Below are 22704 nucleotides of genomic sequence, written 5' to 3'. Positions count from 1 at the left end.
TTTGAATCTTCGAACTAATCTTTCTCTGACTTTATATGTTGATTGCTCATGTGCGTTAGTTCAAACCTGACCAGACAATTTCAAAATCGAGTAACATCAAATCATAAAATTATCTGTGCAACTGGTTTCGGCCAAAAGCCGCCAGAAGAAACAAAAGAGCCAATGGCAAATTTCTAGCCTAAAGCCGGCGTAGGGTGCAGGTGAGCTTGCGAACCTCACCGTTCGTGAAAGCGGCCCGACTCGTTTCGTGCGGTTCGTTATCTCACCGCACGCTATGGGCTGATATGGTTCGCACCCCTCCATATCCGACGCAACAATTAGTTTTTTAATATCCAAAATTTTGGATATCTTCAAGCAGGTCTTTAACCTGTTTCCCAATTCTCTTGTGAAAGTGGAACTCTATTTCCTCATCCGTTATCGAACCGAGTTTAAAATCGAAATATTCAACCAACACGTCTTTTTTCTGATCAAGAGTATAGTTATCGAAATTAGGTATGTAGTTAGTCTCGTATCTGCGGTAACTTAGCTCTTTAAAAGCCCGTGAAAATCGTTTCGGTTTTATTCCGACATTAAACCGTTTTATAAACTTACGAACGTAATTATCTAAAGAATGCAATAGCGATTCATCATTTATTTCTGAAAAGAAGAACAGCCAGCCTTTGCTTTTATTTTCGAACACACAGCCGGTAATTCTTAGATTTAGGCGCCACTCCAGAAATTTTTCATTTTTTAGTTTTGAATGTTTGTGGCTTGTAAATATTGCTGCGATTGATTCTTTAAGCTTTTCAACTGTTGCTATTCTGGCCGATACGCTCCCGTCACTGAAGTGATAACCCAAATAATCAAACCGGTCTTTGACGTCGCCAATGCTCGATTTTTCGGGAGCTTTAATGGGGTCGTGCACCCTTAATCCAATTCGTCTAAATCTCGAAATAACATCCTTAGCGATTTTTTCTGCCTGCTTAGAGTCGCACAAAATCAGAACATCATCGACATAGCGAGAATATGCGATACCCGGATAAGAATTCATATGCCTGTCTATATTAAGCAAATATATAGCAGCTAAAATGTTTGATATAGCTAATCCTTGCGGCACACCAATTGCGGAAGGTTTATCAGATGCTTTGGATACGATAACTGTGGGCGACGTTATTGCAGCCAGGATAACATTCATAATTCCTAGATCTTTGATACGCTTGCGCAAGCGAGATTCAAGTTCCTTATGCTTGATTGACGGATAGAAGTCCGAAACATCTAGCTTAATATAGCCAGAATATTTTCCAGATACGACATCAGTTTTTATTCGCTTGATGACATTTTGCGGCAACTCTAAGGATAAGCCTGAATTAAATCTTTCGGAAAGAAATTCACACATTGCTCTCATGGCGATGCGGTCTCTAACTGTCGGTATAGCAATTTCCCTTGGCTTTTTTCCTCGACCTTTACTGACAAGTTTTAATTTGTATTTAGTAAACTGATATGTGCCAGCCAGTATCTTTTTTGAAATAATTTCTACTTGATCATTTAATTGCTTACGAAAAGCATATTGATTTAAATTGTCTATCCCTGTTGCTCCGGAATATACAATATGGTCGGTGAATATTTGTTTTAGGTTATCTTCCGAAAAATACTTAGCGAACTGCTTCCGTACACTCACACTAACCTCTCCAAGCCAACAAACAAGATAATTGGCAATAAATACAAGAGTGTTAGCAATAAATAATTTTTAAATATCCAATAACTGATACTGATCCAGTGATACCAGGTTGGCCTTCTATCTAGGCCTTCTTTTAATTTAGTTTTTGGGTCTTTAGGAGTGGTACAAGTTACATACTCAATACATAAGGCGAGGTAATAGTCGTAATCGGTATGGTTTTCGCAAAGCCCCAAAATTTGCTCATATTCTTTTGATATAGAACCGATATCGGCATTGTCTGTTTTTGCTTTCTGATAAAAGGTATTTAGGGCTTCATAGCATTCTTTGATTAGTCCGGCACGCTCTTTAAAGGAAAGACCAGTAATAAAACCAGACATGCAAAGTATTAAAACTGAATAGACTACCCAGATGATGCCGGGCAAATCATTATTAAGGACTGAATTGTCGATCTTAAGATAATAAATAGAGGCTGCCACACCGCAGAACGAATACCACAGCATTAAGAGCTGAGATTGAAAGGCATTAGATAAAAGCCTTCTCTCTGCTTGAATCCGTGCTTTTCTTGTCCACCAAACATTATCTTTAAACGCCATAAATTTCCTTATCAGGGTGTTCCTGAGTGTCTATAAGTAGTAATAGTAACCACCCCTAGCACTAGGGGCAAAACACCGTAGTGTTTAAGAGGCAAGCTCTTCAAAATTAGTTGCACTCGTTAGACGAGTGGCCAGTCGAAACTGGCACACTCAGGAACAAAACTGTTCAATTCTTAGCAGGCGCCGAATTTTACGCTAAACCAAAGAGATTTGCATCGTTCGCCATAGTTCGTAGGATGAGTAAAATGTTTGCGTTGTCGGAGAAACGAGCGAATAACCCAAGAAGCTAAGGGCTGTCGCTACTCTCCCAATCAAGCATTGCAAATAACCTTGAACGACGGGTATACATTTTACCGCGACCATTAAAGTCGATGGCGCCAAAGTCAGAAAAGGGTCGATACCCGCCTATCCGGCCAGAACCAAGAATTGGTCATCCCGCCTCACAATCTGCAACAATCGCTCCCGAATTTCGTTAGTCGACTTGCTTAAATCCACCGTCGCGAAACGGATCTGGTGTCCTTGGATAACGACTGATTCATCGACCAGTTTTTCAATCGACGGGTGTAACAACATTCCTGAGGCACTCAGTGATAATGGGTCACAGCTTTGCTCTTGGGATCTCAGATAGGTATATATCTGGTAAAGATAACCACTACGCAGTGTTTCTTCTCTGTACCAACCGGAAGTAACAATGGCATTAAACTTAGTATCAATAATGACCCGTTGAGAGGTGCTTTGATGCTCAAGTTGAATATCGGTCACCATCGAAGGCAAGATTCGGTCAATACCCTCAGTCTTTTCCGTAATTTGCCAGCTGATCTTCTTTCCGGCACTCACACGCCAGCCATCCGCTGATAACACCACGTCATAAAATCCGGCTACGGCTTTTTCAAACAAACGCCTTAACCAGGTAATTTCCTTTTCGGGTTGCGTCAAATGGCTTGTCCCACTCTGCTCAGTCGGCAACGCCAGTTCGAATGCCAAATGAGCTGCTGCGACCATTTGCTGATCATCGCTATCATGCCGTCCAAACCTGTCGATGGAAACCTGCGCGCGGCTCGGCTTTTCACCGGTTACGCCCATCTGGAATAAATTGCCCGCCAATGCCCGGCACTTATGCATAAGGACTGGACGATTCACTAGCCCTGACAGAACGTTTAATGCTGCACGAACATAACGGTTGCGCGGCGTGTTAACAGTCAATTCTTCAAACTGGCAAGCCACCCTTCCACGTAAAAGTAACTGTTGCCGCTCTGTCCTGAAATGATCAATACGCCCCCTAACCCGGCTCAGATCCGCTTGCTTGGTACGATAACCAAAACTCAAGTTGTGCATCAATCGTTTTTCAACGATCCGAATCAAAATTTCAGCGACTAAATCCGGAATATCATCGGGCGCATCCTCCAAGGCAATTTTTCCGGCGCCTTGATGCTTAAACAAGTCAGAGGCGTAAAACATCAGTAACCACAAGTTTCTGACCGGAATCCTGCCGATATAGCCACCAGAATATTCATGACTCTGGATGGCTTGTGAAGACACGGCAACCACTGTTAAAAACCGTCCAACAAACGCTGCTTGGCATTATCCGCCTTTTCGATCGCATCGAACCAATATTCCTCCAGCAAAGGCCCAATTTCAGTCAGTACCACCTGTTTAAACCATTCCTGAGCATCATTGATTCTCGCACCAGTCGGTGGCGTTACATAACTGTGCCCCACTTGAAATTGCTTGCCCAAACTGGCGTCGCCGGCAATGTCATTGTTTAAAGCCCCTATACGCCGTTCAATTTCGTCCAAAACTTCTAAAGCTATCGTAAATTCCCGATGCACCCATTCGCGCCAAGGTTGGCCGAGGGTTGGCTGCAAATCCACGAATGCAAAACGCCTTCTCAATGCTAAATCGACCAAGGCAAGCGAACGGTCGGCAATATTCATCGTGCCGATGACATATAAATTATCGGGAACATACACGCGCTCATCCACCTCTCTGCGATAGCATAGTTCCAGCCCTTCGGTCGGTGTGCGCTTATCCACTTCCAACAAGGTAAGCATCTCACCGAATATTTGTGCTGGATTGCCGCGATTGATTTCCTCGATCACAATAACGTGTTTGACTTGTGGAGATTTAGCTGCCGATTCAATCATTTCCATGAAGGGCCCATCTACCAATGATAATTTGCCGTCGCCGGAAGGCCGCCAACCTCGGACAAAATCTTCATAAGACAAATTGGGGTGAAACTGAACGACCCGGATTCGGCTTTTAACACTTTGCTGCCCCATTAATGCAAAGGCCAGTCGTTTTGCCAACCAAGTCTTCCCGGTTCCGGGCGGTCCTTGCAGAATCAGGTTCTTTTTAACCCGAAGACGCTCCAGAATTTGCTCTAATCGTGATCGCTCAACGAAACAGCCATCCGCCAAAATATCATCAAGGCTATAAGGCTTGACCTCCAGGTTTTTTGGGAAATCATCCTCAGAACATTCGTCTGAATCTTCGCTCGGCCCCACATTCATTACACTGTTGTCTTGTTGACTCGTTTCATCATGGTCCTGATAAGACCAAGCGGCCAACGATAATTCAGGGAACGAATGAACAGGATAATTGGGCTCTTGAAAATGGGCTTCCAATTTATTCAATAACGATAAATAGTCTTGTGCATTACAATTTCCTTTTGGTCCATTTAAACCGATTTTTATGCCCAGATTCTTTTCGATATAGCTTTTTGAACGACTATCGAGAGTTGGGAAGTTCCAAGGCCGAATCCAATAAAGCCCCATGGTAATATTTGAGCCAATACCATATCTATCGGTCACATTATCGTAAGCTTTGATAAATGCTGACTCATCACCACCTTGTTCTGAATCGGTGAACCTTAAAGCCTCTGCAAAAATTCTCCATAGCGAATCAATGTCATCCGGTTCCCGATTTTTTTCAAAACCAAAGAACCAGGATTTCAGATTATTGAGGATTGGAATACCTTCGAAACTATCTGGTACAGGCTCTACTACTTTTAGAAATTTTGCCAATTCGCCGGCAATGATTTTACGGTTGGCTTCGGTTATACCTCTATTGAATATACCCATCGTAGTAAATGGGCAAATATCTTGTAAAGAAGCGATATTTCCATTTTTATAACGATCATGTAAATTTGTCAGTCCTTCCATTCGACCAGCAATATCCCGTAACGCCTTCACCAATTCCGCTCTACGGTCTCGATAATCCATTAGCTTATCGGCCACTTCCATATAGAACTTAGCCCACAAAAACCTGGGCGTATCTTTGGAAGCATCGCCGAACCGTTCCCGCCAATACGGACCATTCCTAAACCGGTCGATATCTTGCGGCTGTCCTTCAAAAGTGAAACTAATCAAACCATCGGCACACCAATCCCCAGGCAATACTTGCCAAATAGTGCTCCTATAGGTATAAAAATACCATTCCCGTGGTTCCTCTAATTTTGTCCAATCAACCTCAACAATTCTGCCATCGCCATGATTCTTGGTGACAATCCCTATCGCCTTAATGGCCATCACAGACGCCACATGGCCACGATTATCAAACGGCAAATTATGCTTGCGGGTATAAGTCGATTTTATAGCGATTCGTTCCCCCGGCTTGATGCTTTGCACCAGATCAAGGTACTTGTTGCCATAACCATTTTCCCAAACACCCTTATCAACAAAGCGATCGGTTTGATCATTTGTACCGCCATAACTGGCGCCAACAAACCAGCAGACTTTTGAGCCTGTTCCTTCCATCAAAGAATTCACTATTGATACTCCTTTTTTCCTTCAAATTATGTTGGGATTTAGCAGTCGTAAGAACGAATAATCTCCAATACCTGTTCAAGATATCCCCCCTCATTGCTCGCCGTACCTTGACGCAAAAATGGAGGAATCATTTCTTTGAACTCCCATACTGTTTGCGGCTTGAACTCTAATAGAGTCTCAAGCATGGCAGGGCGTAACAAGCGTTTATTTGCCGGAGTTTCGGGCTGCTCTTTTCTAATCACGTTTTGATCGAAATGCTCTAACTTAGTCTTTAGATCAGCCTGTTCAGTGACATAGGCCTCTACAGTTTTTTCTTCGGCCTCATGCTCAACAATAATTTCCTGCAAATCCTCCTGTTCCGAAGGTTTCTCTACCTCCTCAGTCACTTCAGATTTCAACTGATTAAGTTCGCGTATTAATGGCTGCAACTCCGCTTGAGGATTTTTGAACCAATCGGTTGACCAGATTCTGTGAATTCGCCAGCCAAGACGCTCTAATACCGATTGGCGTAAGCGATCGCGATCTCTGGCAGATTTTGCCGAATGATAACTGGCGCCATCGCATTCAATTCCCATTAAAAACCTGCCCGGCTTACCAGGATCGATGACCGCCAAATCAATAAAGAAACCAGCCACGCCGACTTGAGGAACGGTTTCAAATCCGGCATCGCGCAAGCTATTGGCAACCGCAATCTCAAAATCGCTGTCAGGAGCCTTTCCCGTGTGTTGAGGTTGATGGATATAACCCGTTTCTGCAAATGCCAAAAAGTCTTTCAGCGCCTTGACTCCACGACTCGATCTTTCAGACACTAAAATATCTTCACTCCCCATTGAGGTGAAAATATGCATGCGCTTTTTGGATCGGGTAAACAGCACGTTTAAGCGACGCCATCCGACATTAGAATTAATCGGTCCAAACCGCTGCATGACCTTAGCGCCGACTGACTGAGGACCATAAGTGAAGGAGATGTAGATAACGTCTCTCTCATCACCCTGAACGTTCTCGAGGTTTTTAACAAAAAGGGGCTCATCGCTGTCCCTGTTAAGTTCCAATGCCTCTTGAAACTCTGGCCGCTGCTTACTCAAATCTTCGATCGCCCGCTCGATCTGCTCACGCTGTTTGGCATTCATCGCCACAACCCCCAGCGATTCATACGGACGCGCTAAAAAATGTTTAGCCACCGCTTCAGCAATCACCTCGGCTTCTTCAAGATTACATTGAGCCACAAATTTGCCTCGGGGCACGCGGGTATATTTGATGCCATAATCTGAAGACTCGCTATGCGGCGACGGGAATACTACTAAGTCGCTGTTATAAAACGAATGATTTGAGAAGGCGATCAGGCTTTCATGCTGCGAACGGTAATGCCAACGTAACCGTCTGGCAGTAAACATCGGTAATGCGGCATCCAGAATACTTTCCGATTCCTCAATTGCCGTGCTATCTTCGTCATCGTCATTAACCGCCTTATCAAAGAAACTGGTAGGCGGTAACTGTTTCGGGTCACCCACCACAACCAATTGTTTGCCCCGTGCAATAACACCTAAAGCATCCTCAGGTTTCATTTGCGACGCCTCATCCATGATGATTAAATCGAAATTGATTTCGCCAGGAGACAAATATTGAGCCGCAGACATCGGCCCCATCATGAAGCAAGGTTTAAGCGACAATAAGGCCTGACCTGACCGTTTCACTAACTGGCGAATCGGAACATGGCGTTTCTTTTTATTGCACTCATGCTGTAATAAGGCAAGTTCAGTATAGTTGCTGACCTTTCCGCCCGAATTACCTGCTGGCACTTTCCTTTTAGCCGTTTTCCAGGCAATTTTTTGCTGTTGTAAAGCTTTAAGCTTTTCGTCATATTTGCAAAATTGCTGTTGGATTGTTTTATGCTGAACACCTGAAAATTGTCCCAATTCAGGTCGTTCTTCGATAACTTGCCGGGCGATCAAATCATAAACGGCCAGATAATAAGCCGCCATTAAGTCTGGCAACTGTATTTGCCTGCTTTCCAGGGCATCGATTAACCCCGAAAACCCAATCTCTTTAACTCGTTCACGACTCCGAACGAAATCCAACCAGTTAACCAACCACTCCTTATTGGATAAAGCCTTGTCATTTCTAGCCAGCAACAAAATCAGCCTATTTTGCTCAGTAGGGATCCACTGTTGATAGTCCAACTTTGTTCGCTCGACAAACGGCTGATTGCGCTCGGGGATTTCAGTCTGTTTTTGCTTAATGAGCGATTCAAATTCTGCAAATTTGTCGAAAAGCTCCGCCGACGCACCGTTGTATAGAGCCTGCTTCAATAGTGGAACTTTTACCTCTGCAACAGTCTTGGCAAGATCGAGGGTCGCTTCGGCTTTTGCCAGTTCCGTTCGATTATCTTGATCGGGTCCAACACTTAAATCGAGTAGACCGTTAAACAAAGTCTGATTGACATCACTGTCATGCCATTTTTCTATGGACTCTCTCAACGCATGCAGATTGGCAACCAACTCGGACATTTCATTGATATGAATATCCTCCTTTTTAAACAATTTCTGGCACGGTTCGAGGCATTCAGCCAAAGCATCACGTAGCTCATATAAGGCCGACTCTTGATCCAACAGGGACTTATCATTTTTTTTGAGTGCTGAAAAATTCGCAAAGGTCTTCTGCAAAAATGCAACCTCTTCCAAGCTATCCTTGATTTGGTCACTTAATCCCTGTTCTACAAAAGAATGAACGCCTTTACCGATAGGTTGCGGAAGATCCAATATCGCTTGACCCAAAGCCACCTTGGGCCCAAAACCCACGCCATAAGTTTGCCTGATAGCCCGATACCATGATCGTAGCGCTTGAATCTCGTTGATGGGGGTGTTCAGCCCGGCGAAATGGTCTCCCAACAATTGTCCGAATCGCTTATCCGCCTCCATTTGCTCGTTGGTTTCCGCGTATAAAACGATCGCATCCAAATGGCTCTGAATTTTTTTAAACTTAACTTTCGGCTTGGCGGCTAGCCGCTTTAAGCCTTTCTTGGCTTTACGCCAACTGGGTTTAAACCATTTAAAAAATCCGCCGTTATTGAAGTCCTCCTGCAGTTCTTTCAATTCAACCGCCGACGGCAGTTTATCCAACGACACCGATTCATTGATTTGCTCGTGAATCGGCACCAATACATCGAGATAATTAGTTAATACCGGAATAACTTCATCCAACTCCTCGTCATCAAAACATTCATCACGTTTTTTCCATAGCGTCACGGGCAACTGACACGTCAACTTGAGCAATTCCTGGAATTCCTGAATGCCTTGTTCACTATTGGTAATATGCCGATGAAACGACTCGCCAAAATGTTGGCCGACCTCTTTCGCAGCACTATCAATACCGCTTAGTTTCTCTTGCAGCCTACCGATTCTATGAATGCATTTCGCCAAATCCGCTAAGGAATTCAACTCGTCCACGCCCAACATCGAGAGACGTTTTTGCGCCTCGGTCAGGCTGTCCAATTGACCTAAATCTTCCAATAATGAGGCCTGAACATGAGGCCGAAGAGAGGCGTACAACTGCTGAATTGTCTTAAACAGCGCGATGTAATTCTGGAATAGCTGAATATTATCGCCCTGCAGATTCGGCAGAATGCCATACAAAGCCTGCTCGAAAGGTTCGCTGAATAAGGCGAAATCCTTCGCCAACTGATCTATCTGATCGAAGCCATCAACCTCATCCAGTTTCATATCAACGGCTGCACAGATCGTAGACAACGCTTGGTGTAATGCCTGTAACGCCCCATTCCAGCCGGCCAATAAATCACACACTTGGCTGGAATCGAACATTTGCAACTCAGTGTTATTCACGCCTGCCCAGGGATGAGACTGCAAATCGACACCGTCTTGAAACTGGTTGGACACTTCGCGATAAGCTTGATGGTGTATTTCGATCTGGTCCGAACACTGTTTTTGCACTTCGGAATTCAACATTTCCCCAGTAAAGTGACTGGGATGTAACGCAATGGTATCGAGCTCCGGCAATATTTCCCGATAACGGGTCGCCCGCGTAAAAATCTCGTGAATGGTTTGCCCGGTATTTTTCCAAGGCCGATTGATCAAAATGACGTAGTCATTGAGCTGTTGCTTTAATTTCTCATAGCGCGCAATATCCGCATCGATGTCAGCCGGAGAACGATAAAAATCTTGATTAGCCAGGCGCGCCCCGATATTTTGCAGAACGTGGCTTTTCTGTGTGTTATGGCTATGGAGCTCCAAACAAAAATCGCCCAATCCAGCCCTATCCAGACGGTGTTTAACCACTTGTAACGCGGCTAATTTTTCAGCGACAAACAATACTTTTTTGTCCTGGGCCAATGCCGCTGCAATCAAGTTGGTAATGGTTTGCGATTTACCGGTGCCTGGCGGTCCTTCGATGACCATGTTTTTACCATTGATCGCATCGATCAAGGCGCTATGTTGGGAACTGTCGGCATCATCGATCAACGGATATTGCTCATGAATTTCGCTCACCGAATCAATCTCATACTCTGCCGAGAAATGCGAACTCGCCTGTTCTCCACCGGCACTCGACGCAAAGAACTTTTGCACGATAGGATGATTGACAATATTCCCCTCGTCTTCGGGCCAACGCGCCGGATCCAGATCCAGATACATCAACAATTTGCCGAAATTCAACAACGCCAAGGTGCAGTAACGCCTTACCTTCCAACGGGGCTGATTGACATCGATAAGATGCTCGACTTGCGCGAAATACCCCTCCGGCGAAACCGTCTCATCCACCTCGGGCAAAGCCAAACCATAATCGATCTTCAACTTTTCCCGTAGAGACAGGTTAGGCAAAATATCTTCGCCGGTGTAGTTGAGGGTGTAAACGTAGGTGCCGGCCTCTTTGTTCAACTTGCCGCGATTCAGCGTAACCGGCAGCAAAAATAACGGCGCCAGCCTCGCCTTATCACTGTCATGGCTTTCGAACCATTCCAAAAAACCAAAAGCCAAATACAGAATATTGGCCCCTGTTTCCTCTATCGCAGTTTCCGCCTTGTTCCTAACCGATCTAAGCTGGGTTTCCATTTCATAAGGGAACAACAAAGTTTGGATGGCTTTGTCTTGATGCTTGTCCGGCTCATCATTTTCAAGCGGTTCGGGCAACTCGTAATCCGTCTTGATGTTTAACCACTTAGCCCATTCAATCGCTGTCGGGTCTTTCTTAACGCGAACCTCTTGCTCGGTTTCTGCATCAATCTTCACATAGCCCGCTTCGATTAGCTGCTCCCGGGTCGGCTCGGGGATAGGCAGAAATTCCAATTCCTCTTCAGTCAGCAACAAATTACATAACTGATCCGGCAATTCATCGACGATCCTAATGTAGCCACCGCGCCCATGGCTGAAATTCAACAAACGGTTTCTAGCGGTCAGGTCCAGCAGTCTATTTCTAATTTGTTCAAGCGAATCAAGACAAAAGTCCATAATCGTCAGTCCTTTTATAGTTATTATTTAAAATTGTTCTGTAAATAAGCCTTGAAATCTTCGGCGGCATGTTTGCGGTGATAGCCGGTTTCCAGTAAGCCTTTATCGAAATAATGCAGCCAGATTTCTAGCGCGCTTTTTTTGCCGAAGTCGCCTTCATCGACGCCATCCAGGTAATTTTCCGGATCATAGATCCAGTGATCCGGATGCCAGTCGGCTTTGGTATAGCGTTTACGCAACAACCAATCGCGCCGGCAGGCATAAGGCAACGAATAAAGGTCGGAGATGAAACCCTTGCCTTCGCAAAAGGCGTCAATCGGGCCTTGTTTCCAACTACCTCGAATATAAACCCCTTGGTTTAAGGTCATGGCAATGCAAGCGGCGAGGTCTGCTCTGCATTTGTAATATTGATGCGACCAACCGCCACAAAGGTAATAGCGGACGATGGACTCATCACCCAGGCTAGCGATTTCTTCCTCGATCACTAACAGCGCATCATGATCACGATAACCGTAATCGGTTAACACCAGCTTGACCAATAGCCGGTGATCGCCCTTGGATTTCAATCCTTTTAAGAACTCGCCATAACCTTCCGGGGATTGGTAAAAACTTTGCGTGGAGTAAAGCTGATCGTCGGCGCCTTCCAGCCATTCCAGGCGAATGGCGAACAGTTCCGCCGCCGCTTGCAAAATTTCAGGGCTTAATTGCGCGATTAGTTTTTCATCGCTGGAAATGGAATCCAGGGTCAAACCATGATCAAAAAAGCGCGGGATCTGGTTTCGATGAATACCGTGTTTTTCAAACAGACGAACAAAGCGGCTGGCGACCGTGTCGGGAGCCTTTATCGCTTGTTCATCGGCAGCCCCTTTTTTGATCCGGTCCCAAATCGATAACGCTGCGTTTACGTCAGATAAACCAAACATGGCGCTCCCTCCTGATTCTTTTCCGCTTATCCATGCTTAATCATGTTAGGCTATCGCTTGTTCGACGATGGCGTCGGCCAAGTGGATTTGAGTGGTCTGTGCTTTGTTGATTTGGGCTTGTAGCTGATCGCAGAGTGCCATTAGATCATCGACTTTGGCGACTATGCGGTGTTGTTCGGCCAACGGTGGTAGTGGAAAGGCATACAACATGACACTATTAGCTGATAAATTTGGCTGTGCTGATCCGTTATCAAATCGAAATATTTGCTCCCTTCCTAATGGACTAACTAAATATTTATAAATGTACTTGTTTAATTCTTCAATATAAGGCCTGATAATCATCAATGAAGATGCTATCGCGCCTTTATTATACGGCTCAACGAAAGCAGTTTTACCAAAAGTGGCACCACGTAAACAGTAAACTAAGTCTCCTTTTTTAATCTTGCCACTTTTTAAAGAATCATACTTTTCCTGAGAAATAAAATTCATTTCAGTTTTAGACAAATGACCATTTGTCTCAATGTGACCAGTATTAACCCAAGGCATTCCAGCTTCTACATATTCACTGCGATTAGGGTAGTTTTTACCCCGGTCACCATTAATAAATTCAGCAAGGTAACCAAATTTAATCCAATCCCAACCTTCTGGTAATTCAAACGCTTTTTCCTCCTCACTAATCTCCGGCAACTCTTTCTGCTTTTTGATCTTGCCTTCCTTAACCAAGCACTCCTTTTCCTCGGCAATTTTCTCCAACAACACGCTAACCGGTTCGTCATTGGGGTCTTGGGGGACGAGTTTGCCCATGACGGCGAGTTGCAGGATCGTTTGTTTGAGTTGGGCTATGCTGTGTTCGGTAGTGAACAGGGTGTCGAAGTGTTCGGACAGGACGGCCCAATTTTGCGCCAGTTGTTCGGCATTTTCGCTGTCGGTCAGCGTTTTCAGCAGGGTTTCGACCAGCGTTTGATGCGCGGCGATGCTGTCGGTTTGCTGCTGTTCCAGTTGGTCGCACAGCGCCATCAGTTCATCGACTTTAGCGACGATACGGTGTTGTTCAGCTAGGGGTGGAACCATGACAACTAGTTTTTCCATTCTTTCTTTTGTCATGTGTATCATTGCAATACCACTACCTGAGGCTTTTATTTCTTCGGTGATAGCTAAAAGATACAGATATAAATATTTTTTATAAAGACTAAGATCATCAAATAAATCAAGCTTCCAAATATGATAATGGAATATAACTTTCCCCCCGTCCCAAATAAAAGGGCCAAATGATGCTGACCAAGCATAAATTAGATCACCATTATCTATATATTTGTCAGGTTCGAGTTCTAGGTTTGAGTAATACCATTCATTTGAAGTAAATAAATTACCTACTCTTAATAGAGGCGTTCCTTCTTGAAGCATTTCATGTTTCTTATAGGCTCGACCATTTATTACATTCAAAACATTACCAAGTCGCTCACAGGCCCAGCCATCAGGAATATCATTTGTGCTTTTCTCCTCACCAATCTCCGGCAAAGCCTTCTGCTTTTTAATCTTCCCTTCCTTAACCAAGCGCGCCTTTTCCTCGGCGATTTTCTCCAACAATACAGTGGCCGGTTCATCATTCGGATCTTGCGGCACCAGCTTGCCGCGCACCGCTAGTTCCAATATCAGCTCGCGCAGTTTTTTAATGCCGTAAGCCGTTTGTTTGTTGTTCGTTCCTCTGCCGGCGGCTGATTTGTTTTCCAGCGCAGCAGTCCAGACATCTATATTAGTGGAAATTAACTTATCCATTATTTAGTTTCATTGGTTATCACATATTCGAGCGATTTCTTTGTGCATTCCATTTGTTCCTCCAATACGATTAAGTTAAACCGTCATGTCGGCAGGGATTGCCGACATCCAGGTTACAGGGATGTATTCCATGTTTGCCATCCCTGGCTTATGGATTCGGGCAGTCCCTGCCGGAATGACGATCCAGATGATTACATTAAATCTTGCCATAAATCTCGCCACTCAGGATTTTGTTGCTCTATCAAACGAATTTTTGCTGTTCTTGCCCATTTTTTGAGTTGTTTCTCTCTTTGAATTGCACTTTCCATCATTTCGTGACTTTCATACCAGACCAAATTATGAACCCCGTAACGCTTGGTAAAGCCTTCTATCATGCCGGTTCGATGTTGATATACCCGCTGGATTAAATTCGAAGTCACGCCAATATAGAGCGTTCCGTTTCTTCGACTCGACAGCATATAAACGCAGGGTTGTTTGGTCATTAGTGTTTCCGAGTTACTTCCCTGTAAACTGGATTACGGCAGTCCATGCCGGAATGACGATGATAAACAATTTCATGCGCTTTTAGCCCAGAGCCCCCGGTTTCAACGCCAGTTTCAGAATATCTTTAATTTGGGAACGGATGTCGGCCATGGCCTGTTGCTGCTGGGCGTATTGCTGCAGCAATTCCTGCGGATCGTGGCTGACTTGTTCGCCGATATGCGGGTTCTTGATATCCAGGTTGTAGTTGCGCTGTTTGATCTCATCGATAGAAACGCGCCAGGCCTGTTCGGTTTGCTCTCGGCTGGCGAAACCGCCGGCCTCGTCGCCCCACCAGTCGATTTCCGGCTGGAATTCCTCGAAACGCATCGGTTTGGTCTTGTTGTAGTTCTTGACGCCTTCGGGGTAGGGATGTTCGTAGAACCAGACGTGTTCGGTCGGCTGACCTTTGGTGAAGAACAACAGGTTGGTCTTGATGCCGGTGTAAGGATTGAACACGCCGTTGGGCAGGCGCACCAGGGTGTGCAGATTGCATTCTTCCAGCAATTGTTGTTTCAAGCGGGTTTTCATGCCTTCGCCGAACAAGAAGCCGTCCGGTAATACCACGGCGGCGCGGCCTTGGTCTTTCAGCAGCTTGATGATTAAGGCCATGAACAAGTCGGCGGTTTCGCGGGTGCGCAGGTTGGCCGGAAAGTTGTTTTCAATGCCGTCCTCTTCCATGCCGCCGAACGGCGGGTTGGTGACGATGACGTTGACCCGGTCCTTGTTGCCGTAGTCCTTGTAGGGACGGCTCAGGGTGTTGTCGTGGCGAATCGCCGTCGGCGTGTCGATGCCGTGCAGGATCATGTTGGTGACGCACAGCATGTGCGGCATGGCTTTTTTCTCGACGCCGCGAATCGAGGCTTGCAGGGTTTCTTCGTCGTCCGGTGAGTTCACATATTGGTTGCGTTTATGTTCGATCGTGCAACTGAGAAAGCCGCCGGTGCCGCAGGCCGGGTCTAGCACGGTTTCTTTCAGCTTGGGATCGACGCGGTTGACGATGAAGCGGGTCACGGCGCGCGGCGTGTAGAATTCGCCCGCGTTGCCGGCGCTTTGCAAGTCTTTGAGGATTTGTTCGTAGATGCCGCCGAAGGTGTGTTTGTCCTCGGTGTTGTTGAAATTGATTTCGCAGATTTTGTTGATCACCTGGCGCAGCAGCGTGCCGGATTTCATGTAGTTGTAGGCGTCTTCGAACACGTCGTGCACGACCTGAGCACGCTGGGCAGTTTCGCCCTGCATCGGCAATTTTTCCTTCAGGGTCGGAAACAGTTCCAGGTTGACGAAATCGGACAGTTCATCGCCGGTCATGCCTTCCGGGTCTTTGGCCCAGGCTCGCCAACGGATGTGCTCCGGCAGCGGCGATTGATAGTCGTCCTCTATCAATTCCAGTTCTTCTTCACGGTCGTCGAAGATTTTTAGAAAAAACAGCCAGACCAGTTGGCTGATACGTTGCGCATCACCATCGACGCCGACATCCTTACGCATGATGTCTTGAATGGATTTGATGATGCCGGAAACATTACTCATGCACTTTGTTCCTGTTTAAAGAGTTCCTGTTCGAGTTCTTGTATGGCGGACTGGTATTGGCTTTTGCCGCCGAAAAACTGATTGATGATTTCGACCGGCGTACCCAGGTCGCTGAAGGGTTTGAGCTTCAATATCTTGCTGTTTTCCAGGCTGCCGATGTCTTCGTCGGCATAGGTTTCCAGCAAGGCGTCGAGCACCGCCCGAGCCTGCTCACCGTACTTAGTGAAGTAATTGCGTTTCTTGACGTTCAGCGCCCGTTCCTTGCGGGTCAAGGGCGGCTGATCATAGGCAATATGGCAAATCAGGTCAAATATGCCGTAGTCCTTGCCGACTTCCTCGGCCAGGTTGTCGAACAGGATGCCGTGCTCTTCCAACAGGTCGACGATGACTTGTTTTTTGTTGCTGTCGTTCCAGCGTTTTAGGAATTCGTCCAGCGAGGCGAATTCGGTTTGGATTTGCTTGCGGGTGAAGTCTTTGTAGGATTCGGTGATCAAGGTTCCGTCGGGGCCTAAGTATTCGATACGCTCGGCGACGATTTTGGCCGGCACACCGCTGACGGTCACTTTGTAAACACCCGTTTTTTCTTCAATGTCATCATCTCCTGGATCATCCGGCCCATCGGGATCGGGCGGCACCGGGTCGTCACCTTCGCCCGGTTCGTAAATCACCACCGGTTCGCCGTCGAAGTCCGGGTCTTTGAACAGCTCGGTGGCTTTCTTGAAGTCCATGATGGTGAAGAAGTATTTGTTGTACTCTTCTTCGATACGGGTGCCGCGGCCGATAATTTGCTTGAACGTGGTCATCGAACTGATGGTTTTATCCAGCACAATCAGCTTGCAGGTTTTGGCGTCGACCCCGGTGGTCAGCAATTCCGACGTGGTGGCGATGACCGGAAAGACTTTTTCGGAATCGATGAAGTTATCCAGTTCTGCCTTGCCTTCCACGCTGTCGCCGGTGATGCGCATGACGTATTTGGGATTGTCCTTGGCCAGTTTACCGGCCGCATTGACGATGGCTTTGCGCATGCGTTCGGCATGGTCGATGTCTTCGCAAAAGATAATGGTCTTGGCGAACGGGTCGGTGGCGTTGAGATATTTCATGACCCGCTCGGCGACCAGCTTGGTGCGCTGATTCAAAATCAGGATACGGTCCATGTCGATCTGGTTGTAAGTGCGCTGTTCGATGTCGTTACCCAAATCGTCCTTCATGCCTGGCGGCGGCGTCCAACCATACAGGTCTTTGTCGATATCGATACGCACGACTTTATAGGGCGCGAGAAATCCGTCTTCGATGCCTTGTTTCAGGCTGTAGGTGTAAACCGGCTCGCCGAAATAGCTGATGCTGGACACGTATTTGGTTTCTTTGGGCGTGGCGGTCAAACCCAGTTGGATGGCGTTGGAAAAATATTCCAGAATTTCGCGCCAAGCAGAATCGTCCGCCGCGCTGCCGCGATGACATTCGTCGATGACGATCAGGTCGAAAAAGTCGGGCGAGACGTTCTTGAAGATTTTGTCCGCTTCGTCCGGGCCTGTGATCGCCTGATAGAGTGCTAGATGGATTTCATAGGACGGGTCGATCTTGCGGTTCTTGATCTTCGACATGACCGAACCGAAGGGTTTGAAGTCGTTGACCAGCGTTTGATCGGCCAGGATATTGCGATCGACCAGAAACAGCACGCGCCTGACCTCCTTGGCTTTCCACAGGCGCCAGATGATTTGGAAGGTGGTGTAGGTCTTACCGGTGCCGGTCGCCATGACCAATAGAATGCGTTTATGGCCCTTGGCGACGGCTTCTATAGTGTGGTTGATCGCTTCAATTTGATAGTAACGCGGCTCCTTACCGGAAACATCGGTGTAATAAGGCTGAACGATCAACTCCTGGTTTTCGTCGGCGATGCCTCGATAAGTCTTGTAGCGTTGCCAAAGTGTATTGGGTTCCGGAAAGTGTTCTAAGGCGATTTCGCTTTCGATGTCTTCGCCTTCACAAGCCGTTTTATTGTGCATGGCAAAGGCATCGCCATTGGAGCTGAAGGCGTTGGGTAAGTCGAGGATTTCGGCATAGCCCAAGGCCTGCTGCATGCCATGACTGATCGTATGATTGTTGTCCTTGGCTTCGACAATCGCCACCGGGATGCCGGGCTCCCAGGACAATACGTAATCGGCGAATTTTTTCTTTTTCTTGTTGCGGGAAGAGATATTACCCCTGACGACGATAGGCCCGGGCGTCAAAGTGACTTCGCGGCGAATCTGTCTGTATGGGTCCCAACCGGCATCTTTAATAGCAGGGGTGATGAATAAATCGCAGATGTCCGTTTCGCTGAGTTGTTTTTTTTCTTTGCTGTTCATTTACGAGGAATCATTTCTAACGATGGGGTTTAGCTAACAGTATAAATGATATTGCCTGACTCCGGGTGCCAAATGGGGGCAGCCTTTTTATGTCTTGTTTAGTGAAAGTTGCAAGCTTGGTTGCGCAACTTAATGGACTCCGAAAAAATGTCACTCATTGGAGTGACAAAAACGTTTAAGGCCACGAGTATCAAAGTCTTGAAGCTTGGAGTTTTAAAAAGTTGCGCAACCTGATTATCGGTGTATGTGGACTTCAAAAATTCTGGAAGTCACTGCCATTAAGTTAAGACAAAAAATCTGATATAAACGACAATTACATAATTTAACTATGATTTTTTTAAAGGGAAACGAGCGGCAAGCGTCAGTTGCAATTTAATTGATGACGAGACATTCAAGGGGCGTCATCGGCAAGGCGCAAAAGATTTTACCCGCCAGCGCGTCTTATCGTTTGGCTTGGTGTTAGTCTTGGTTTTACGGAACAGCGTTAAATCACTCCAACTGGTTGTCAATGAAGCCATGAATCAATTGAATCAAGACCCGGTCACCGCGAGCGCTTACTCGCAAGCGCGGTATAAATTAAAGCACACGGCATTTATTGAATTAAACCAAAAAGCCGTGGTTGACACGCTCTATGCCGATACGGACTATAAGCGTTTTTGGGGGTATCGGATTTTAGCCGTGGACGGGTCGAAAATCCGCCTACCGGATAACCAAGAAGTCCGCGATACCTTTGGTACAATTGCTTATTCCAACGGCAAAGAGAGCGAACTTCAAGGCGAGCATCCCTATGCGGTGGCGTCAGTGCTATATGACGTACTCAACCGAGTGGCCCTGACCGCGGAACTGGCTCGCGCGGATGCTTACGAAGTGGATTTAGCCATTGCCCATTTGGCGCATACCAAGCCATTGGATTTACTGACGCTGGACCGCAACTATCCGTCTTATCGCTGGTTAGCGGAACTGCATCAGGTGGAACGCGCTTATGTGATTCGTTGTTCAGCCGCCGTGTTGGTGTTCGATCGCTCCATGCTGAAGCAACAGGTCTAATACGAGCTTCGGGATACAGCGTTGTTGAATTCTCGTTTCTGCGTGTTTGGTTAAAATCATGGCGAACACCTCCTCAATCAGTTGAACAATTGTTTGGATTGGTACTCGGCGACTGCCGAAGCCAAAATCCGGCTGCCTTCTATTACAAAAGTATTGAGATTCTCGGATTTATAAAACTTGCCCAGCTCCAACAATATATTGGGCGTCAAAATGCTTAACTTCTCGGTTACGTCTAAATTTTCCAAGTCGGTGTATGCCTGGGTGAGTGATTCATTCCAACTCAGTTGCCTTGCCAAGTCAGTAATCTCGAGTTTTGCTAACGTCCTTAGGACATAGCAATGATGCCTAAATTGGCCTAACGTCTCACATGTGTTGTAAGGCGGTTCTTCTTCATATAAGAATGGTCCAGTAAAACCTTTTTTGGTCAATAGCCAGCGATAGGCTTCGTCAGCCTCGACAACCGTCTTGTCATCTTGGCGGCCGTCCGTAATCAAGCGGTCATGCCCCTTTGAGCTAACGGCATTTCTAACAGTTTTAATTCCTACCCCAGCTAGCAAGGCGATTTCGTCTAATGTTAAATCAAGGCGCTCTAGGAGATTCCATCTTGCGCGTGCAGCTTCGGTAATCGTAAATAATGTTTCTAAAATGGGATCGTCATTGCCACCTAGCATCGTTACCCCGTCATCCTTAAACGATAATCTAGGTCGTGAACCAAATACATTTTGAAATGTACCTAACTCTACTAATGCATCAGATATCCAAGCTTCTAAATTATTATTCCCATTGATGGTATCAACACCATCCCACACACCTGCCTGTGCAAAATTAAAAATTTCTTGAATTCGTATTACAAAAACTGAATTTTCTAGGTCACTCTTTTTAATATACGATTCGAGTGCTTCCGTCGTGCCGTCATAGTGAATATCGCCGCCCTCATAGCTTTCTTCATCTATTTTCAGCAATCTGGCGCCGGCTTTTTCATCAAAGAAACAATCGGTCCACATTGCCAAAATGCCCAAAAACTTCATCGCGGCTTTTTTAGCGTCTTCTTTTGTGATTTTTGACAAAGCTATCATATTACCCTCAAATTGTCTTAGGGACTCATTTGTTCCCGTTGAAAAACACTGTAGATGATTATTTTTACCAGCCAAGGATTTAAGGAGTCATTTGTTCATTTTTATAAATGGATGCATAACTCTCCTATGGATTAAAAAGATTTACTGCTCAGCTTTATTTGCTATATAAGAGTGGCTACAAGCATTGACCGGCCAGGATGTAAAACGAAGAAACGGGAAAAATTTTCCTTCGTACTTGGGGTAACCACAGAATTCGGAAAAAATAGTACGTTAACCACGGGAGGCAGTGCGTTAGGCATCGGAGGCAAAATATTACCACTCACCGTTAGCGTTAATTTAGAATAACGGCAATGACATGCCGAAAAGAACTTCGGAGATGCCATAAATTTGTCGGCGAGTTCCCATGGCAACGATACACGCCAGGATCAGTTTCGGATCGGCATCTTGTTTGACGTCGCGCTCCAAAACGTGGGTAAATGACTTCAGGAATCCTGTTCTTTCAGCGACGAACCAAAGCAGATCGGCTACGTGTTAACGCCGATCAAAATCGGCCCAAAGCTGCCGGAGTTAAATGCCGAAGAAAGGCCGAGTAATTTACTCAACAAAAAAGGGGGGCCGTAAGGAACGGAAAATAAATCAAAATAAACGAACGAACGACGAACTTTTATCGATTGATCAATCGCCGCAAGGACGCGACAAATTAGTTTGTTTTATGCTTAGATAGCTTGTTTGACAAGCCTTTGAGGCCTTTTATGCTACGCCCCCTTGAGCACTTGAACGCCATTGCTAAACATTATCCCGATGCCTGGAAGCAGGTCGAGATTTTCCGGCAAGACCGAGGCAAGGATTTACCCGATTGGCCGAACTGGTGCTTTATGCCGATGGCCGCTTGGTACTCAATTATCAGCGCGCAACATCAAACTGGTCGCTTGCCGTTGAATCTCGTTGCCGACGTGGCGAACCTTGCCGCGCTGGGTTCCTGGCGATACAGCCAAGGCGTTTACCGATTCGATCCAGACACGTTTGCCGCATTGGCCGACACGACGGTTAAAGGCGAGATCCCAAGCGATGTCTTGCTGCGCCTGCCTGAATGGTGCGTCTATATTGAAATGCCGGAAGATTATCGGTGGTTTGAAACACGCCTCTACGGTTTCTGGGTGCATCTGGAACAGGACACGAACACGCACCGAAACGAGCTGCGTTTTCTGCTCGATACCGAATCCGAACTACAACCGCATATTCTGCATATCGGGCCATGGACGATTACCGAAGCGGTTGACCGGTGGTTTAGTGAAGCGAAACGGCAGGGCAAACAAGCAAACATTGTGATGCCTGAATCCTCTGAAATTGGCGTTTCGGTTGAAAATACCGCCAAATCGATCAATCCGTTAGTGAGCCTTGTTCTGTACCTGTGCAGCGAAGAGCCGGAAATTGTCGACCCGAAGGTACCCGAGGAGAAACCGCATTATCCGCGACCGAAAAAGGTCAAAGGCGGTTGGCGGTTATTCCCGCCCGACAAGCCGAAAATCTGGTCGATCGGAGAAAAGACCGGCACCCAGTTGCGGCATGTGAACGAAACGGAACCGTTCGGCCGCGTTGTCAAACCGCATTTGCGCCGGGCGCATTGGCACGGCTTTTGGCGGGGTCCAAAGACAGGAGAACGCCAGTTTCGTTATAAATGGCTTTCGCCTATCATAGTCGGCCGTAACGACAACAACGAAGATCAAAATCGAATCCAACCATGAAAAATCTTCTCTAATTTGGATTTGTAGGCCGGACCCTCAGAAAATTTTGTCACACTGAATAAACCTATTTTGCATATTCCAGCAACTGGTTCCGATACCACCCAGGCCATCGATTCCGATACGAATCCACCAGTAGTGAATGTCGGCTTTTGAGAGTGGTGAATTGTCGTAATCGGCCAAACCCGTCCGTCGGGGTCACTATCCAATTTCAATAGATTCGACTACATTTAACCAATTGGACTGTCCGGTTTTCGGCAAACAATTTGACAT

General features: G+C 46.3%; 15 protein-coding genes. 2 read left to right on the top strand and 13 right to left on the bottom strand.

What is annotated here, in order from left to right:
- Positions 1-325 precede the first annotated feature (325 nt).
- The 11 genes from ACINK7_RS06040 to hsdR all read right to left on the bottom strand — a co-directional run bounded on the left by ACINK7_RS06040 (position 326) and on the right by hsdR (position 18566).
- Positions 326-1657 (bottom strand): reverse transcriptase domain-containing protein, encoded by a 1332-nt coding sequence (locus tag ACINK7_RS06040; RefSeq protein WP_404360407.1) that lies wholly within the window; start codon positions 1655-1657, stop codon positions 326-328.
- Positions 1654-2250: an SLATT domain-containing protein gene (locus ACINK7_RS06035; RefSeq protein ID WP_404360406.1), complete on the bottom strand. Its 597-nt coding sequence runs from the start codon at positions 2248-2250 to the stop codon at positions 1654-1656. Before ACINK7_RS06035 ends, ACINK7_RS06040 begins: the two co-directional genes overlap by 4 nt.
- 405 nt (positions 2251-2655) lie before the next feature.
- Positions 2656-3789 (bottom strand): 5-methylcytosine-specific restriction endonuclease system specificity protein McrC, encoded by a 1134-nt coding sequence (gene mcrC / locus ACINK7_RS06030; RefSeq protein ID WP_404360405.1) that lies wholly within the window; start codon positions 3787-3789, stop codon positions 2656-2658.
- Positions 3790-3800: 11 nt separating this feature from the next.
- Positions 3801-6017 carry an McrB family protein gene (locus tag ACINK7_RS06025; RefSeq protein WP_404360404.1) on the bottom strand — a complete coding sequence of 739 codons (2217 nt, stop codon included), beginning with the start codon at positions 6015-6017 and terminating at the stop codon, positions 3801-3803.
- A gap of 38 nt (positions 6018-6055) precedes the next feature.
- A complete protein-coding gene (gene hhe / locus ACINK7_RS06020) occupies positions 6056-11476 on the bottom strand; it encodes a DUF4011 domain-containing anti-phage protein Hhe (protein WP_404360403.1) in 5421 nt (1806 codons plus the stop codon).
- Between the two features lie 23 nt (positions 11477-11499).
- The gene (locus ACINK7_RS06015; protein WP_404360401.1) at positions 11500-12399 is read right to left on the bottom strand and encodes a hypothetical protein; all 900 of its coding nucleotides are present in this window, start codon (positions 12397-12399) and stop codon (positions 11500-11502) included.
- A gap of 45 nt (positions 12400-12444) precedes the next feature.
- Positions 12445-14175, bottom strand: a complete 1731-nt coding sequence (locus ACINK7_RS06010; RefSeq protein WP_404360400.1) for a restriction endonuclease subunit S — start codon at positions 14173-14175, stop codon at positions 12445-12447.
- Positions 14176-14250: 75 nt separating this feature from the next.
- On the bottom strand, positions 14251-14385 hold the full coding sequence (locus ACINK7_RS06005) for a hypothetical protein (RefSeq protein WP_404360399.1): 135 nt from the start codon (positions 14383-14385) through the stop codon (positions 14251-14253).
- Entirely contained in the window at positions 14367-14657 is a 291-nt protein-coding gene (locus tag ACINK7_RS06000) for a GIY-YIG nuclease family protein (RefSeq protein ID WP_404360398.1), read from the bottom strand. The genes ACINK7_RS06005 and ACINK7_RS06000 overlap by 19 nt, the downstream gene beginning before the upstream one ends.
- A gap of 82 nt (positions 14658-14739) precedes the next feature.
- Positions 14740-16221 carry an N-6 DNA methylase gene (locus ACINK7_RS05995; RefSeq protein WP_404360397.1) on the bottom strand — a complete coding sequence of 494 codons (1482 nt, stop codon included), beginning with the start codon at positions 16219-16221 and terminating at the stop codon, positions 14740-14742.
- Entirely contained in the window at positions 16218-18566 is a 2349-nt protein-coding gene (hsdR, locus tag ACINK7_RS05990) for an EcoAI/FtnUII family type I restriction enzme subunit R (protein ID WP_404360396.1), read from the bottom strand. Before hsdR ends, ACINK7_RS05995 begins: the two co-directional genes overlap by 4 nt.
- Positions 18567-19082: 516 nt before the next feature.
- Between hsdR and ACINK7_RS05985 the strand changes: the two genes are divergently transcribed.
- Positions 19083-19613, top strand: a complete 531-nt coding sequence (locus ACINK7_RS05985) for a transposase (RefSeq protein ID WP_404360395.1) — start codon at positions 19083-19085, stop codon at positions 19611-19613.
- Positions 19614-19690: 77 nt separating this feature from the next.
- Here ACINK7_RS05985 and ACINK7_RS05980 read toward each other — a convergent pair whose 3' ends face one another.
- Both ACINK7_RS05980 and ACINK7_RS05975 read right to left on the bottom strand, forming a co-directional pair.
- Positions 19691-20764, bottom strand: a complete 1074-nt coding sequence (locus ACINK7_RS05980; RefSeq protein ID WP_404360394.1) for a hypothetical protein — start codon at positions 20762-20764, stop codon at positions 19691-19693.
- 261 nt (positions 20765-21025) lie between these two features.
- The gene (locus ACINK7_RS05975; protein ID WP_404361416.1) at positions 21026-21208 is read right to left on the bottom strand and encodes a Tn3 family transposase; all 183 of its coding nucleotides are present in this window, start codon (positions 21206-21208) and stop codon (positions 21026-21028) included.
- A 233-nt stretch (positions 21209-21441) separates the two neighbouring features.
- On the opposite strand from ACINK7_RS05975, the gene ACINK7_RS05970 reads away from it, so the two are divergent.
- Positions 21442-22434 carry an AcrVA2 family anti-CRISPR protein gene (locus ACINK7_RS05970; protein ID WP_404360393.1) on the top strand — a complete coding sequence of 331 codons (993 nt, stop codon included), beginning with the start codon at positions 21442-21444 and terminating at the stop codon, positions 22432-22434.
- Positions 22435-22704: the final 270 nt, after the last annotated feature.

The sequence above is a fragment of the Methylotuvimicrobium sp. KM1 genome (genome assembly GCF_044788715.1).
Taxonomy (GTDB): domain Bacteria; phylum Pseudomonadota; class Gammaproteobacteria; order Methylococcales; family Methylomonadaceae; genus Methylotuvimicrobium.
Note: the sequence above shows the minus strand (reverse complement) of the source record. Positions and strands in the feature narration are given on the sequence as shown.

Excerpts from the sequence above, each read along its gene's own strand:
- hhe (WP_404360403.1), bottom strand. The coding sequence starts at position 11,476 with ATGGACTTTTGTCTTGATTCGCTTGAACAAATTAGAAATAGACTGCTG.
- ACINK7_RS05970 (WP_404360393.1), top strand. The coding sequence starts at position 21,442 with ATGCTACGCCCCCTTGAGCACTTGAACGCCATTGCTAAACATTATCCC.
- ACINK7_RS06005 (WP_404360399.1), bottom strand. The coding sequence starts at position 14,385 with ATGGCAAGATTTAATGTAATCATCTGGATCGTCATTCCGGCAGGGACT.
- ACINK7_RS06000 (WP_404360398.1), bottom strand. The coding sequence starts at position 14,657 with ATGACCAAACAACCCTGCGTTTATATGCTGTCGAGTCGAAGAAACGGA.
- ACINK7_RS06035 (WP_404360406.1), bottom strand. The coding sequence starts at position 2,250 with ATGGCGTTTAAAGATAATGTTTGGTGGACAAGAAAAGCACGGATTCAA.
- ACINK7_RS06015 (WP_404360401.1), bottom strand. The coding sequence starts at position 12,399 with ATGTTTGGTTTATCTGACGTAAACGCAGCGTTATCGATTTGGGACCGG.
- hsdR (WP_404360396.1), bottom strand. The coding sequence starts at position 18,566 with ATGAACAGCAAAGAAAAAAAACAACTCAGCGAAACGGACATCTGCGAT.
- ACINK7_RS05985 (WP_404360395.1), top strand. The coding sequence starts at position 19,083 with ATGAATCAATTGAATCAAGACCCGGTCACCGCGAGCGCTTACTCGCAA.
- ACINK7_RS06010 (WP_404360400.1), bottom strand. The coding sequence starts at position 14,175 with ATGGATAAGTTAATTTCCACTAATATAGATGTCTGGACTGCTGCGCTG.
- ACINK7_RS05995 (WP_404360397.1), bottom strand. The coding sequence starts at position 16,221 with ATGAGTAATGTTTCCGGCATCATCAAATCCATTCAAGACATCATGCGT.